Below are 15,467 nucleotides of genomic sequence, written 5' to 3'. Positions count from 1 at the left end.
TCTTCCTAACGCGGGGCTATGCGTTGCAGTTCTTTGGCTTGTTCTAAAATTTTCTCGAAGTCTTCTTCACTCAACCGCTGGATGTAGTTGATTTTAAACTCTTCCAGGAAGTCGCAAAGCAACATTTGTATTTCTTGCCAAGTTTGCTGCTGTTGCAGTTCAGCTCCCAAAGCTTGCCCGAAATGCTGGACTAGCTGGCCTGAGAGTTTGGTTCCTATGGGGTCTTCGCTAGCGATTTTGAAGGCTTCGTAGGCATCTTGGGGACCGAGTGTGGCTAGTTTGGAGAGTTCTGCAACTAATTGCTCTGCTAGCTGTTCCGGCAGGTTTCCCAGTCCAGGTACTTGCTTCCATCCTTGATAAAGGGGGGATTGTTTGAGAAATAGTTCTATATTGTAACGCAGGAGGGCTTCTAGGTCTGGCTGGAGTTGAGGGAGGACTTTGTAGACGGTGATTTGGACTAAATGAGTGGCGATCGCTTCTATTTCGTTGATATTATTAATGTCTAAATATCGCTGTTTCTGAGATTGAAAAAGTTGCTTTGCTAGTTCGCCACTACTAATTGATTGTTGCATCTGGTTGATGAGCTGAATTACCACTACTTCTGTTAATTCTTGGGCAAAGTTGGCGACGAAACCCCGGCTGATTTGGGTGCGTATGGGTTGAAGATCGGGCATTTTGGCTTGGTGGATGCGGATGGTGACAGTTAATACTCGCAATAGTCGCCATCCGGGGATCAGCATGAAAATGTCGTACCACCGCCAGAGCATGGCTGCTCGCCAAGTGACGCTGCGGTGGCGGCGACTGATGGTGTAGGTACGGGCTAAAAATTCGATCGCAAATATGATAATAAATGGCAGGTCAATTTTCCAAAAATTGTCGGTAAATTCGCCGTTTTCTCCCATCGCCCGGTAATAGTTGGTCGCGATTAATGGCTTGATTTTGGCATCAAACCAGTTGATTTCTGGTTGCCAACCTTGTCTGGTTAAATAGTCTTGGCTCCAGAATGTTTTGAAGGATTGTTTGGCTGAGTCTTCTGGGTTGGGAGCGCGATCGCGCATTCTGTCTTTAATTTTTTCTAGCGTGCCGCTTTTTGATGCTACTCGAAAGGGGTCTTCGTCGATCATTTTGGCGCTCAGATTGTCTAGTTCCTGCAATTTAGCTGTTACTTGAGGAGAGGCTAAGCCTGTTTGCAGCACTTGATTTTTTAATTGATCTAAGCTTTCTAGATATTTTTGGGTATCTCGGTGGGGTTTAATTCCTTTAAATGGATCGTAGACTTGGGTGAGCAGAGGCAGTTGCCGGAAGTAGAAATCACGCCACGGAAGGTAACTGATGTCAAATAATACTACGCTTAAATTTCCCAGAGCTATCAAGGCCATTAAGCGCTCGAACCAAGGTATTTTTGGAGATTTTTTGGGCGATTTGGAATTGGGAGATGGCTGAAGTTTCAGTGTCATTATATTTGGTATTTGGGATTATAAATTTGGGATTCCTCAGAAATTTAAATGATGAGTTGACCTGATTGTTTTATTGTACCGAGGATGGGAGCGATCGAGTATGATGTCTGTTTTAGGCTCTACAGGCTGGCTGTGGCAAAAATTGAAAGTAGTTGGGGCGATTGACCTTTTTGAGTGCTAAGTGACAACTGGTTGGGATGAAGCTCTGTTTGTCGAAGATACTGCATCGATCGAGCTTCGGTGTCAAACTGGGACTCTGAGTTTGAGGTAAAAGGCTCAAGAGAGCTATACTTGCTGTGGGGCAGTCTGGCGAGAACTCCCCTCAGCTTACCCCAGGCAGCCTCTGTGCTGATGTTCTGAGTTTGGCCCCAAAAAAAACAGCTCGCGATCGCACTCTTGAATAAAATGACACTCTAAGTATAATTTTGTTCACCCGTTTTTAATATATGACCTACTGCCTTAATCTCGATTGCCCCAAAGACAAGCGTCAGAACCCACCAGGCACAAAGTATTGTCTTAATTGCGGTTCCAAGTTGCTGCTAAAAGACCTTTATGCAGCAACTGAGCCGCTGCGCGATGGGGGATTTGGCAGAACTTTTCGGGCTGTTAATCACGGGAAGTTTGAAGAACTGTGCGTAATCAAACAGTTGTCACCACCACAGGAATTTCAGCGGAAACCGAGTCATTTTAAAAAGTATGTCAGGTTGTTTGAACAAGAAGCAAGACGGCTATATGAACTCAAACATCCACAAATTCCGCAGTTAATTTCTTATTTTGAGGAAGATGGGCGCTTGTATTTAGTGCAAGAGTTTATTGATGGCAATAACTTAAAAGATGAGTTAGAAAAATATGGTGCTTATAGCGAAATTAAAACTAGAGAACTGCTCTTAGATTTGTTGCCTTTGCTGAATTTTGTTCATGAGCGGAATGTAATTCACCGGGATATTAAGCCGGAAAACGTGATTCGCCGCAATCGCGATCGCAAATTGGTACTGATCGATTTTGGGGTTTCTAAACAGGTAGTAGCAGCAGCTCCTAGCCAAGCAGGAACTAAGTTGGGAACTCCGGGCTATGCAGCTCTAGAACAGCGGCACGGTAAGGCTGTTCCTGCTAGCGATCTTTACAGTTTGGGGGTGACTTGCATTCGGTTGCTAACTTCTGTTATGCCTTATTTGGATATCTACGGAGACATTCATGATGACCTTTATGACCCTCTAGAAGGTCGCTGGCTGTGGAGGGAGGCTTTGCCTAAAGGTACAAAGATTAGCCAAGATTTAGGGCAGATTTTGGATAAGTTGATTCAGGAGTATGTTAAAGACCGCTATAAATCGGCTCTGGAAGTTTTGGAGGTTTTAAGACCTACTTCTGTGGTGGTTGTACCATCAGTGCCTAAGTCCCAGCAACCAACAGTTGTTGTTAGTCCTTCTATACCAACTCAACCTGTAACTCAAACTCCTTTAGTTTCCGTTAATTTAGAATCGGAAAAAGGTATTGACTATTCTCTGTTGGAAAAACTGCTGACTGAGAAAAATTGGCGTGCTGCGGATGAGGAAACTTCTGTGAAAATGTTGGAGGTGATGGAGCAAACATCAAGAGGTTATTTGAGTGAGGAAGATATTAGGAAGTTTCCGGGTAAGGATTTACAGACTATAGACCAACTTTGGGTGCGTCACAGTCATCGCCGGTTCGGTTTTTCGGTGCAAAAGGGTCTGTGGGTAAAGTCTGGTGGGAAGCCTGGAGTTTATGATGCTACTGTGTGGGAAAAGTTTGGCGATCGTGTGGGATGGCGAATTAATAATCAATGGGTATACTATTCGGAGATAAATTTTACTTCTAAGGCGAAGCCTGGACATTTGCCTGGTGGGACTGTTTTTGGATGGGAAGGTGGGGTTTTGTGCGGTGTTTTGGGTTTGGGTGGCATTTGGTTTCTGCTGTCACGGCGAGATGTGTAATCATTGGTTATTGGTTATTGGTTATTGGTTATTGGTTATTGGTTATTTGTTATTGGTTATTTGTTATTTGTTATTGGTTATTTGTTATTCCCAATTCCCAATTCCCAATTCCCAATTCCCAATTCCCAATTCCCAATTCCCAATTCCCAATTCCCAATTCCCAATTCCCAATTCCCAATTCCCAATTCCCAATTGGCCTAAATGATGTGTTTTTGATAAATGCTATAAAAATAATCAGTAAATAAGATATAATCACAAACTATTTTTTTGTGATATGTTTTGAGAGAAGGGCAAGTTTACAAAGTCAAAAGCCAGTTCTCAGCGCTGTCTAAGCATGGTTGACTGGCTTTGGCTCCCATTGAAAAAGGAGATATGTCTATATATGCTGCAAGAAAAATGTCTGAAGCCGTGGACTGTAGTTCGATCGCTTCCGAATTTGGAAAAAGTGGTTGTAGGTCAGTTTCGTAGTTGGTCTGATGCAGACGGTCACTTACAAATTCTCAAGCGCATGGTTCCGGCCGACAGGTTGACTGTTGTGTTCGATCCTGTAGTTCCAGCCTGATCCACTACCCACTGATAACTTTGGCGAGGTAAACAAGACCCTTCGTAGCTGTATACACACATTTACCGAAATATAGCGTGCATTAGGTAGATACTGCGAAGGTGGAGGAACAGGAGCAGAGTTTCCCACCCGATAAATGGGAGTCTCCTTTGGAGATGGTCTCTTTCCTAAAAACTGGAATTGTGAGGATTTTTAGATGTGGGTGATTGACAGTTGCCCACATTTGTTTACTCAATCAATGATTAGAGGGTTAGCCGATCGACTGTCCGTAGCCACAGTGGTCTGGAAAAGAAAACGCTAACATAAAAGAAATTATACAATTTCGGAGTTAATACTTGATACTTCCACAAGGGCGCGAAAGCGTCCTAAATTGGCTCAGAGACCGCGTTCCTGCTGCTCGCATCACACATATTCTGGGAGTTGAGCAATCCTCCGGTGACTTGGCTCGCCTTTACGGCCTCGATGAAGCTAAAGCTCGAGTGGCCGGATTGTTACACGATTTGGCAAAATACTTCAAACCTCAACTGCTACTGGAAATAGCAAAGGCGGAAGGTTTAGAGCTAGACTCGGTGTTAATAGCGCACCCACACCTGCTACACGCGGATGTCAGCGCCATTGTCGCCAGAGATGAGTTCGGGGTGGTCGATCGAGAAATATTGGATGCCATTGCCAATCATACCCTCGGCCGACCAAATATGAGTCAGCTCAGTTGTACCTTATTTGTAGCCGATACGATCGAGCCTAGCCGCGGTAACACCCCCGAACTAGAAGCGCTGCGTTCAAAAAGCGTGCAAAATCTTTATGCCGCCGTCTGGCAAGCCAGCGATTATGCTCTTAAATACTTGCTAGAAACTCGGTGCTACATCCACCCGCGGACGGTACTTACCCGCAATTGGGCGCTGCAAATGACTACAGTGAAAGAAACAAGAAATTTGACGGGGGAGTCGATCGCACCAATCACAAGTTAAAAGCAAAATTTACATATTGAAGCTGAAAGTGGCGTTGCAGCTTAACACCTGCTTTCAATTTTTGGTGACTGATTGTCTATTATAATAAGTAGCAATTATCTCAAAAAACGACTACCCAAGACTGTCTAATGCTCAAAGGTCAAAAAATACTCTGTCCCCAAAAACATCTGTGAGCGTTAACAGAATCTACCAAAATCATCGTAGAACAACTGCTGCAATTATCAAACAACCTGTTGAACGTTGTCACCTATGAGACCCAGAGAAATAATTTACTGATGGTCATCCACTCAAATCAAGAAATCCAAAGTTTCATCAAACTCAAGGGAGAATCGAATTTGATTAATTTCCCTAAGTTCGAGCCTCCTAATCCCCGTTTCTTGACTAGAGGGGAGTGCCAACTTGAGATTTTGCCCGCGCTGCCATTTCCGGTCTCAAACTGCCAAAAACCGATGGCAGATCGTCAATTAGCCCTTACTTAGGAACTTAAACACTGAATGTCAGATAGAACCCAACTCGAATATACCTTGGCTCAGTCTACAGCCACTCCAGGTGCATCCCCAGACCCGACCCGCCCCCTAGCTTTGACCATTGCCCGTGCTGCCGAAGACCGCAAAGGGGATGATATTGTCTTGCTTCGGGTATCAGAAGTGTGCTACTTAGCAGATTACTTTGCGATCGTCACCGGCTTTTCCAACGTGCAGGTACGAGCTATCTCCCAAGCGATCGCCGACCAAGTAGAAGCAGAATGGGAACGCTTGCCACTGCGCATAGAAGGGCAATCAGATGCCAGTTGGGTAGTGATGGACTACGGCGACGCGATCGTCCACATCTTGAAACCTCAAGAGCGTGAATTCTACAATTTAGAAGCGTTCTGGGGACACGCCGAACGTATTGACTTTTCTGTCGCGCCTAGAGGTTGATTAACAGTAAGACTTTTTCTGACATTTGCCAACAATCACTTACATTAGCCCGATGTCTTTATGTCATGTAGAATGAATTTAGCCGCTCGGATTTAGGTGAAAAACCTTGGTAGTAAGCAACCTCTATCTAAATAAGTTGCCTCTACAGTATCAAAGCAAATAATCAAATTGGCTAAATGCGGTCACGCGAAAACCAAGCTGAACGCTGATAGTACAAGTGCTTGTAGAGATTTCTACGGGCATTGGTTGATACGCCTTAGTTGAGATCAGTTCTCAACTTATGTATTTGTTAGCAAACGTTAGCAAAAAAGTATCGGATAGCTAATGTGAAAGACACTTATGTTTCTATTTGTCCTGTTCCGCAGGAACAGCGACCACTCAATGAATACCAAGAACTCAAAGAGTCCTGGTTTTTTAGTTGGGCCACCCTGAGTTGGCGGCAGTATTTGACAAAACTGGCTTGGGTGTGGGGTTGGAGTTGGTTGGTATCCGGGCCGATAGCTGCTGCTAGTTTTGTTCCGGTCAAGTATCCAGTTCAGTTTGCCCTTAGTGGTGCCGCTGGTGCCAGTTTTATTCTAGGATTAGCCTTGCTGCGACTGTACTTGGGTTGGTTTTATGTGCGATCGCGCCTTTCTAACCCCACAGTCGTCTACGAAGAATCCGGCTGGTATGACGGTCAATCCTGGGTGAAAACTCCTGAAGTCTTGCTTCAAGACCAGTTAATTGTCAACTACCAGCTAGAACCTATTCTGAAGCGTCTGCGGCAGACATTTTATGGTTTGACGGTATTCCTGGTTGCCGGGGGAGTAATTTGGAGTTGTTTGTAATCGGCAATGGGTGCTGGGGGATTATGAGTTGTGAGCGATCGGTTTTGGCTGCAAGATCCAATTTGTAACTGACAAATCGCAACTGATAAATTACACTCACAATTCATAAATTCCTCAAGCCCAATCTAAAATCTAAACTCTAAAATCTAAAATTGATATGACAAGGGGAAAACGAACCCAAGCTCCAGAACTGGAAGTCAGACTGCTGCGCGAAGGTATTGTGGAATCTAAGCACCGGGTCCAGGCTGCTGTCTGCGACAATCGCGGCCGCGTTCTGTCCGTTGCTGGTAACTCGGAAACGGCAACCTTTGTCCGTTCTTCACTCAAACCTTTTCAAGCTTTGGCTGTGACAGCGACCGGTACCTTAGAACGCTACGAACTCACGGATCGAGACTTAGCGATTATGTGCAGTTCTCATCAAGGTACGATCGAGCAATCGCGACAGGTGTTTAACGTCCTGTGGCGCTGCGACATTGACCCTTCTAAACTGCAATGCCCGATTCCTGAAGGTAAAAAGAGTTCCCTGCAATACAACTGTTCTGGCAAACACGCCGGGATGCTGGCAGTCTGTCAGCAACTGCACTGGCCGCTGGAAACTTATTTGCGGCGCAAACATCCCGTCCAGCAGCTTATTTTGGGCAAGGTGGCTGACTTACTGGCAATGCCAGCCGAAGAGTTTATCAGCGCTCGCGACGACTGTGGGGCTCCTACTTATTTATTGCAGTTGGGGCAAATGGCTTCTCTCTACGCTAAGTTGGCCAGTGGCGACAATGTGGATATGGAGCGGATTGTTCGCGCTATGACTCACCACCCGATCATGGTCGCGGGTGAGGGCAAATTTGACACGGAACTGATGCGCTTGACCCAAGGGGAGTTGGTGAGCAAGTCCGGTGCCGAGGGCGTGCAGTGCATTGGCCGGGTTGGCGAAGGTATGGGTTTGGCAATTAAGGTAACAGATGGGGCCAAACGGGCTAAATATGCTGTGGCGATTCACTTGCTCAAGCAGTTGGGGTGGATCACCGCGACGATCGCCGAAACTCTTTCGGAAACTTACATGACTCTGAGTGAATTCAAGCGCTTGGAGGTAGTCGGGGAAGTTTCCATGCTTTGAACTACAAGATCAAGAAAAAGCCGTCAAGCGAAGGACGAGGCTTTAGACACCATTTTTCGGTAAACTTTGCCTACCATTTCGGCTTTGTACTTGAGCATGGTGCAGCATATGCCCCAGCCAGCATCAGACTTTCTAGCTAAAAGTGCTGATGGCAAGCCGATTTCAGCAACCCCACCCACCCTCTCAAAAGTTTTTTTGATTTAGGGGTTGCTATTTTCCTAAAGGTATGTTTATATTAGAGAAGAGACAAAGCGACGCGGGATAGAGCAGCCTGGTAGCTCGTCGGGCTCATAACCCGAAGGTCAGTGGTTCAAATCCACTTCCCGCCACCAAATTAAATAAAACAATCCCCTGTAATCCAAAAGGTTATGGGGGTTTTGTTTGATGAGACCACTAAAGATGAGACCACTACATTCGATCGCTAAATCTGCTGGGCTTGCAGCCAATCAAAAATCAGGTTGAGTTGTTCAAGTGTAACCAGCCCGTACTGCCACAGAACCAAAGGCAGTTGACCTGCATCTTGTTCGCCGTGTCGCAGAGCTAGGGCGATCGCCGAATGCGAGATCGCCAACTCCCCCTGCAAATAATCGATCAGTTGAGCCTTTCCCATCACCTTCACCGCCAGTTTTATACGCTTTTTGTAAAGATATGTAGCTAATCGGGCTTTTTCAGACATCTAATTGTCCTGATTGTCGGTGGATAAGGGCGAGTTTGGTGTGATGAGAAGTGTCTATAAATTGTGATATAAATGCTCAAAAAAGGCGATCGCTATCACAAAAAATCAAATTATTGCAAATTCCTACAATCCTAGCTGAATTTGAACTCCCCCTCCAGTACCAGTGTCACTAGGCGCTGGAGGTAAAGGATTGGCTTGACGCTCGGCATCGGAAGGAGTTGCAATCGAGTCCAATTGGCGATCGCTTTTGATCCGAAAAGTGTTGCTCCAGCGACTAGCTCTGATACCCGAATCACCCACGGTTTGTGGTTCACCAAGCCAGTATTGATAGTCAGAGTCAAGGGTTCTATCTTCCACCGTCCTCAGCGAATCTCCTGATAAAGTCGTTTCTGAATTTTGTGGCACTATTTGGGGTCTTGGTTGGGCTAGAACCGGCAGAGTCATACCGATTAAGATCGAGCTCAGTCCCACAACAGTGCCAAGAGTAGCCATAATTATATTCACGATCGCTCCTTGTGTGGCGTTGCATCCTAGTATTCTGATTATATCCAGTTTAAAATTCATAAAGTGTCGAATTAACCAGCGTCAGCCAGAAAGCCAAGCTCCTAGTCCGCGGGGGAAAGCTATCGAGAAGGCGCGGCTTCTGGAATGGTAGTCAGAAATCGCCCCTGTTGCGAAAGCGGGCGATCGGGTTAAGATAATGGTGACATAAGTGGCAAATTTAATCCGTGGTGCAAAAATATGAGTTTTTAACAGCAAATTGCCCGAAAAAACTCTTTCAATTTCAAAATCTACTCTACTGAGGTTGCAGTTTACCTAAACATTGTGGGTTATTAAAACTTTAGCTTCATCATGCCAATCAGATATCTGACCAACCAGATTGTAACAATGTTGGGCAAAGTACCAATTAGGATCGTCCTAGTGGTGCCTTTTGCCCTCCAGACTTTTGCTGCTGTAGGTCTAACTGGGTGGCTATCGCTGCGGAACGGGCGCATAGCAGTCAACGATGTGGCTGCCCAACTGCGCGCAGAAGTTACATCGCGTATCCAGCAACATATTAATAGTTATATTGCCACGCCACACCAAATCAATCAGCTAAATATTGATGCCATCCGTCTCGGTATTTTAAAAGTAGATGATTCCGCTAGTTTGCAGAAATACTTTACCAAACAAATCCAAGCCTTCGATAAAATTAGCTATATTGAATTCGGCTCAGAAAAAAAAGATTTTATTGGAGTTGAACGCCTCACTGATGGTAATTTACAATTTCAGATTTCTAACAAATCTACGGGCTATCATTTTCAGAGCTACGCAGCCTCGGAGTTAGGGACACCAAGCAAGCTGTTAAAAAGTAGTCCCAACTACGACCCTCGCATCCGCCCCTGGTACACAGCACCATTGGAAACTGGCAAACCGACTTGGAGCAAAATTTATACTTATTTTGACTCGCCAAAACTAGCGATTACGGCGGCTGCACCGGTTTATGGCGAAGGGGGCAAACTGATTGGAGTAGTGGGTTCAGACTTGATACTTTCGCATATCAATAAATTCTTGAATCATCTAAAAATAGGTAAATCTGGAGAGACTTTTATTGTAGAAAGGTCTGGGGAATTGGTGGCAAATTCCACTCAGGAATCGCCATTTATTGTTAGTAATGGTGTGGCAAAACGGATTAGGGCAACGAGCAGCAATAATCCTTTGATTCGATCGACTGCTCGCTATTTGACCAAGCGCTTCGGGGATTTGAGGAAGATTAATGACACTTACCAGCTAGATTTTGCGATCGACGGGGAACGGCAATTTCTACAAGTAACGCCCCTGGTTGATGGGAGAGGACTCGACTGGCTGATTGTGGTGGCGGTTCCTGAAGCCGATTTTATGGAAAGGATTCACAGCAACACTCGTTACACTGTGTTGCTGTGTTTTGGTGCTTTGGTGGTGGCGATCGCGATTGGTGGCTTAACTTCGAGGTGGATTGTGGTCCCAATTCAGCGTCTGAGTAAGGCTGCGGAGGATTTGTCGCGGGGAGAATGGGACTCAACAGCACTAGAACGGCAGTTGATGGCATCTGTCAAGCGCGAGGATGAGGTGGGTGTTCTGGCGCGTTCTTTTCATCGGATGGCGGGTCAGTTGGAAGAGTCTTTTACTACTCTAGAAGATCGGGTGGAATCGGCGATCGCGGACAAAACTCAATTAATTAGCTCTCTCAAAAACTCCCAGCAAAAACTCGCTCTCCACCTGCATCAAACTCCTTTAGGGGGTATTGAATGGAATCTCAATTTTGAAGTAGCGGAATGGAATTTATCAGCCGAAAGAATTTTTGGCTACAACCGTTTGGAAGCTATGGGACGTCACGGAGTCGATCTGATCGTTCCTGAAAGTGCTAAGGAGTACGTCAGGCAATTATCTATCACTTTGTTAACTAATCAAGGAGGAGTTAGTAGCATCAACGAGAACGTCAGAAAAGATGGTAAAGTTATTCTGTGCGAGTGGTACAATACTACTTTGGTGGATACTGATGGTTGTATAATCGGAGTAGCATCGCTGGTTCAAGATGTGACTGATTTTCACAATGCTATGGCGCAGTTGCGGGCTAGCGAGGAGCGGTTTCGTCAGTTGGCAGAAAATATTCACGAGGTATTTTGGATTAGAGAACCAAATCACAAGCAGATAGTTTATGTGAGTCCAGCTTGTGAGAAAATATGGAATCGGAGCAGTGAGATTTTGTATTCTGAACCAACATCTTTTTGGGATGCGATTCATCCAGACGATCGCGATCGCATCTATGCTGCTTTTGAGAAACAGGTGCGGGGTGATTATGATGAGGAGTATCGAGTAGTGCGCTCCTCCGGCTCAGTCTGTTGGGTACGCGATCGGGCTTTTCCGGTACGGAACGAAACAGGAGAAATTTACCGCATCGTCGGCATTGCCGAAGATATTACCCAGCGCAAATTAGCAGAAGAATTCCAAAAAGTCGCTCAAACTGCTCAAGCCGCCAACCAAGCAAAAAGCGCATTTTTAGCCAACATGAGTCACGAATTGCGAACTCCCCTCAACGCGATTATCGGCTACAGCGATATACTCAAAGAAGATGCTGAAGACTTGGGTTGCGAAGATTTTATCCCTGACTTGCTGAAAATTCAAACTGCTGGGAAACACTTGCTATCTTTAATTAGTGACATTCTGGATATTTCTAAGATAGAAGCAGGGCGAATGGAACTTTATTTAGAAACTTTCAGCCCTGCTAATTTAATTAATGAGGTAGTTTCGACTGTCGAATCTTTGGTGCAGAAAAATTCTAATAAGTTTGAAGTTGATTGTGTTCAAGAGCTGGGAGTGATGTATGCTGATATTACTAAAACTAGGCAAATATTACTCAACTTGCTGAGCAATGCAGCGAAATTCACTCAAGGTGGCCATATTAAAATCAGCGTTGAAAGAGTGAAAAACCAAAGCTTAAAAGTGCACCAACAAAAAGACTCTTGCGAATGGATAGTTTTCCGCGTAGCTGATACAGGTATTGGTATTCCCCCGGAACAATTACAGCATTTATTTCAAGCTTTTATACAGGGAGATGCCTCCACCACGCGCCAGTATGGCGGCACGGGTTTAGGATTAACCATTAGCCGTCACTTTTGCCTGATGATGGGTGGGGATATTCAAGTCGAAAGTCAGTTAGGTTGCGGTTCTATTTTTACTGTGCGCTTGCCCGATCGCGTTACATTAAAAAGAGAGAGTTAAAGTCATGAATACCAAAGGATTTTAATTTTTAATTTTAGATTTTTGTCGCCCCAAAAGTTGGGCGGTTAATACACCCCCGACAAACCCAAAAAAATGGGCTTGCCATGAAACTCCTGGCTGAGATGGTAATACTCCCCAAATTAAACTGCCGTAGAAGAAACCAACAATTAAAGATAGTAAAATTGAAGTAAAGCTACGCTCAAAGTAGCCCCGCAGCAGCAAAAAGCCGAAGTAACCAAAGATTAATCCGCTGGCGCCAATATGAACGGAATTGGGCGCGCCGGTTAACCAAACTCCCAATCCGCTAACTAGCATAGTGACGCCACTCACGACAAAAAAATCGCTAACTTCTCGTAGCATAATCAACCAACCCAATGTCACAAAAGGAAGGGTATTGGCTGCTAAGTGGGCAAAACTGCCGTGTAGAAAAGGCATTAACAGGATGCCTTGAAGTCCGTCAAGGTTGCGGGGGCGCACTCCGTAGGAATTGAGTGCGCCTCGGAAAACAAATACATCGACAATCTCTATCATCGAGAAGAGGGCGACGCAGCCACCGAGAATGGCGACATGACTTTGCAATTCCCTGGTGATAGTTTTGGTATTTGGGTTGCTCATGGTTGGTGAGGGTGATGATTGACGGCTATGTATAATTGTAGGATTTTTTGAGCGATCGCTCACGGAATAGTTGAGGCTGGGTTTCTCAGAATTTTGTAGCCACCCTCATTTGTAACTCTTATCACTTTTATCTAAAATTCCGCATTTTCACCTATGGAATAATTCACAAAAATACGTCAGAATTAAAAGAGAACTACAAAAAGTGAGTAAACCTAATGTAAAAAGTAAAACATCAAAAGCAGGATTTCTACCCCATAGATGAATCCTTGGTCTGGAAGTAAGGACACTTTTTCGATCGCACACTCTGTGTAAAAAAAGTATTGTATTAGACAATACAATGCAATGGTAAGCAAGCCGAGCAAAATTTTTTCCTGCTGGTTTGAGCATCACTGCCTTGGTGCGATCGCACAGCCTGGAACTAGATCAAAAATTCAAGGAACTAATTTTTTCGCCAAAAGTCATTAATTCAAGAAGTTCAATCCGGTAAAGCAAAACGGGATGCTGTAGATACTGATTGTAGATAATCTCCTAACTCTACAGAGAGTTCTTGGCACCTCGTTGTAAAAGAGGAACAGATCAAAATGAATGTATTTGAGCATACAGTACCCTACCGCACTCTGCCAATTTGGGTATGGGTTGGTAAAGAAAAAAACCCAGCTAGTGTCGCTACAAATCCTCAACCTTACGGAAAAAAACCGCGCTTTGACTTATTGCATCCGCTGAAACAGTGGCTGGATAGCACCGAAATTAAAAGTCAAAAATTGGCTCGATTTTTGTGTAAGTTTATTCCCTCCCAGTGTCCCTTTGAGCGGGAAATTAAAATTGGCGATCGCACTTTATTTTACATTCCGCCAATGTGCAAGTTAAACCCGCTTTACGAACAAGTAGTGGGGATGCGGTTTCGAGCTTTGTGTTATTTGGCTGATGAGTGTGGCGAGGATGTGACTCCCTATTGTTAATTCTGTAAAAGCTTCAATTTCTAACTCTATTTTATGGTAACTCTCCCTATTCCTTGTTGGGGAGGGTTTTTTTGGTTTCAGGGATTAATTGATTCTGATGTTGGTTTCCAGTCAATACACGCAGAGCCCCAACTTCTTCAAGGAGTCGGTCTAAAAAGAAACCGGGTTTTTTGCGTTTTTTGCCACTCTAACGAGGTATTCTCGCACCAACCCGGTTTCCCGATCGCCCGTGCATCCAGAAGGATAAGTGCTGATCGCCTTTGGTTTGAGAAGGCGATCGTACAAATTATATTTCAGGCTCGATCGGGATTGTCCTCTTCGTAATCCATTAAGTCTCCGGGCTTGCAATTTAGTGATTTGCAGAGAACGTTTAACGTTGCTGCGTCTATTCGGGTCAGGTAACGGCGAGTTTTGAGCCGAGAAATAGACCTGGGATTCATGCCCGTGAGGAGGGCCAGTTCTTTGTTACTGATATTCCGATCGGCCATGACAACTGCTAATCTCCACCGGATCACTGTTTAACTGCTCGCATAACACAACCTTTGCAAGGCAGATGCTAGCACCTTGTCGGTCAAATTTTTTCCTGCATAGACTATATCAGTAGCAAAATAGACCGTTGCGGTTGTCATATTACTTTATTTGGATTAAACTAGGGTCGTTGTCGGTCGCTTTCGCAGTTGGTCTGATGCAGAGGGTCACTTGCGAGTTCTCAAACAACTGCTTCCGGCTGCGAGATTGACTTTAGTTTTCGATCCGATCGACTAATTTTGATTGCGAGTTGATCAGCGTGCGATCGCCTTTGGTGTGAAAAGGGCGATCGCAATTTACGTATATTTAACAATTATTTGCAATAAGTGGAAATTAAAGCCGTCCTAGAAGGACGGGGCTTTAGACCCAATTTTTTGGTAAAAACCCGGTTTCTGACCACCCGTGAATAAGTCCTAATCTATTGAATTGGGGAAAAAACCGTGACAGCTATTCTACAAGTAACAGAACAGCCAACAGCACAAGACTACTTCACTCCAGAAGAATATCTCGCCCTGGAAGAAGCAGCAGAGTACAAAAGTGAATATCTCGACGGAGTAATTATTCCCATAACAGGTGGAACTACGAATCATAATCGCATTTCTTTGAATATGAGTATAGCATTACGTCTTGCTCTTAAGGGACTTGACTATGATGTTTTCATCGGTGACGTGCGTCTGTGGCTGCCGAAAAAGCGATTTTATACTTATCCCGATGTGATGGTAATTCCGGGCAAACCTGAGTATTACAATAATCGCCAGGATACGGTGATGAATCCTCAAGCGATTGTGGAAGTTTTATCTAAATCTACGAAAGCTTACGATCGCAGTGATAAATTTAAGTTATATCAAACGATTCCGACCTTTCAAGAGTATATTCTGATTGACCAATCCCAGGTTTATATAGAACAGTATTGTAAGTTGGCAAACAAGCGGTGGTCTTACCGTCAGTATGATGAGGAAGATGCGGCGTTAGTTTTTAATTTCTTTCAAGTTGAAGTTGCGCTGGCTGATGTTTATGAGAAGGTGAATTTTGATGCGGAAAATGAGGCGGAAGAAAGCGGGGAGGAATAAGGTATTTCGCTTGGTTGGGAATGCGGGTTATCATTTAAGTGAGCGATAGCACTCAAAAGAAATATTTGTTCAACATCCTTG

General features: G+C 44.6%; 15 protein-coding genes and 1 tRNA gene. 10 read left to right on the top strand and 6 right to left on the bottom strand.

Going from position 1 to position 15,467, the window contains the following annotated elements; translation table 11 throughout:
* Positions 1–5 precede the first annotated feature (5 nt).
* Complete coding sequence (locus AAFP14_RS09325) at positions 6–1,379, bottom strand: hypothetical protein (protein WP_341732043.1); 1,374 nt, start codon at positions 1,377–1,379, stop codon at positions 6–8.
* 524 nt (positions 1,380–1,903) lie between these two features.
* On the opposite strand from AAFP14_RS09325, the gene AAFP14_RS09320 reads away from it, so the two are divergent.
* Positions 1,904–3,409: a GUN4 domain-containing protein gene (locus tag AAFP14_RS09320; protein ID WP_341731990.1), complete on the top strand. Its 1,506-nt coding sequence runs from the start codon at positions 1,904–1,906 to the stop codon at positions 3,407–3,409.
* A gap of 70 nt (positions 3,410–3,479) precedes the next feature.
* Here AAFP14_RS09320 and AAFP14_RS09315 read toward each other — a convergent pair whose 3' ends face one another.
* Entirely contained in the window at positions 3,480–3,665 is a 186-nt protein-coding gene (locus tag AAFP14_RS09315) for a hypothetical protein (protein ID WP_341731989.1), read from the bottom strand.
* Positions 3,666–3,791: 126 nt separating this feature from the next.
* Between AAFP14_RS09315 and AAFP14_RS09310 the strand changes: the two genes are divergently transcribed.
* From AAFP14_RS09310 to AAFP14_RS09285, 6 genes are all read left to right on the top strand, one after another.
* Entirely contained in the window at positions 3,792–3,971 is a 180-nt protein-coding gene (locus AAFP14_RS09310; protein WP_340524036.1) for a hypothetical protein, read from the top strand.
* Positions 3,972–4,306: 335 nt separating this feature from the next.
* The gene (gene yqeK, locus AAFP14_RS09305) at positions 4,307–4,939 is read left to right on the top strand and encodes a bis(5'-nucleosyl)-tetraphosphatase (symmetrical) YqeK (protein WP_341731988.1); all 633 of its coding nucleotides are present in this window, start codon (positions 4,307–4,309) and stop codon (positions 4,937–4,939) included.
* Between the two features lie 494 nt (positions 4,940–5,433).
* Positions 5,434–5,859: a ribosome silencing factor gene (rsfS, locus tag AAFP14_RS09300; RefSeq protein WP_341731987.1), complete on the top strand. Its 426-nt coding sequence runs from the start codon at positions 5,434–5,436 to the stop codon at positions 5,857–5,859.
* A gap of 326 nt (positions 5,860–6,185) precedes the next feature.
* The gene (locus AAFP14_RS09295; protein ID WP_341731986.1) at positions 6,186–6,686 is read left to right on the top strand and encodes a CGLD27 family protein; all 501 of its coding nucleotides are present in this window, start codon (positions 6,186–6,188) and stop codon (positions 6,684–6,686) included.
* Between the two features lie 157 nt (positions 6,687–6,843).
* Positions 6,844–7,797 carry an asparaginase gene (locus tag AAFP14_RS09290; protein ID WP_341731985.1) on the top strand — a complete coding sequence of 318 codons (954 nt, stop codon included), beginning with the start codon at positions 6,844–6,846 and terminating at the stop codon, positions 7,795–7,797.
* Positions 7,798–8,052: 255 nt separating this feature from the next.
* Positions 8,053–8,129: transfer RNA gene (locus AAFP14_RS09285), tRNA-Met, on the top strand.
* 89 nt (positions 8,130–8,218) lie between these two features.
* On the opposite strand, the gene AAFP14_RS09280 is transcribed toward AAFP14_RS09285, so the two are convergent.
* Both AAFP14_RS09280 and AAFP14_RS09275 read right to left on the bottom strand, forming a co-directional pair.
* Positions 8,219–8,407, bottom strand: a complete 189-nt coding sequence (locus AAFP14_RS09280) for a DUF2949 domain-containing protein (RefSeq protein WP_472851037.1) — start codon at positions 8,405–8,407, stop codon at positions 8,219–8,221.
* 189 nt (positions 8,408–8,596) lie between these two features.
* Positions 8,597–9,037 (bottom strand): hypothetical protein, encoded by a 441-nt coding sequence (locus AAFP14_RS09275; RefSeq protein ID WP_341731983.1) that lies wholly within the window; start codon positions 9,035–9,037, stop codon positions 8,597–8,599.
* 288 nt (positions 9,038–9,325) lie between these two features.
* Between AAFP14_RS09275 and AAFP14_RS09270 the strand changes: the two genes are divergently transcribed.
* Complete coding sequence (locus AAFP14_RS09270; RefSeq protein WP_341731982.1) at positions 9,326–12,214, top strand: PAS domain S-box protein; 2,889 nt, start codon at positions 9,326–9,328, stop codon at positions 12,212–12,214.
* A gap of 21 nt (positions 12,215–12,235) precedes the next feature.
* Here the strand turns inward: AAFP14_RS09270 and AAFP14_RS09265 are convergent, their stop codons facing one another.
* Positions 12,236–12,829 carry a rhomboid family intramembrane serine protease gene (locus AAFP14_RS09265; RefSeq protein WP_341731981.1) on the bottom strand — a complete coding sequence of 198 codons (594 nt, stop codon included), beginning with the start codon at positions 12,827–12,829 and terminating at the stop codon, positions 12,236–12,238.
* 581 nt (positions 12,830–13,410) lie between these two features.
* On the opposite strand from AAFP14_RS09265, the gene AAFP14_RS09260 reads away from it, so the two are divergent.
* Positions 13,411–13,788, top strand: coding sequence for a Mo-dependent nitrogenase C-terminal domain-containing protein (locus tag AAFP14_RS09260; RefSeq protein ID WP_341731980.1), 378 nt, complete (start codon positions 13,411–13,413; stop codon positions 13,786–13,788).
* A gap of 293 nt (positions 13,789–14,081) precedes the next feature.
* On the opposite strand, the gene AAFP14_RS09255 is transcribed toward AAFP14_RS09260, so the two are convergent.
* Positions 14,082–14,303, bottom strand: a complete 222-nt coding sequence (locus AAFP14_RS09255) for a helix-turn-helix domain-containing protein (RefSeq protein WP_341731979.1) — start codon at positions 14,301–14,303, stop codon at positions 14,082–14,084.
* A 453-nt stretch (positions 14,304–14,756) separates the two neighbouring features.
* On the opposite strand from AAFP14_RS09255, the gene AAFP14_RS09250 reads away from it, so the two are divergent.
* Positions 14,757–15,386: a Uma2 family endonuclease gene (locus tag AAFP14_RS09250; RefSeq protein ID WP_341731978.1), complete on the top strand. Its 630-nt coding sequence runs from the start codon at positions 14,757–14,759 to the stop codon at positions 15,384–15,386.
* The last annotated feature ends 81 nt before the right edge of the window (positions 15,387–15,467 follow it).

It is taken from the genome of Microcoleus sp. EPA2, assembly GCA_020882975.1.
Classification (GTDB): Bacteria; Cyanobacteriota; Cyanobacteriia; order Cyanobacteriales; family Microcoleaceae; genus Microcoleus.
This window is presented reverse-complemented; position numbering and strand designations above follow the sequence as displayed.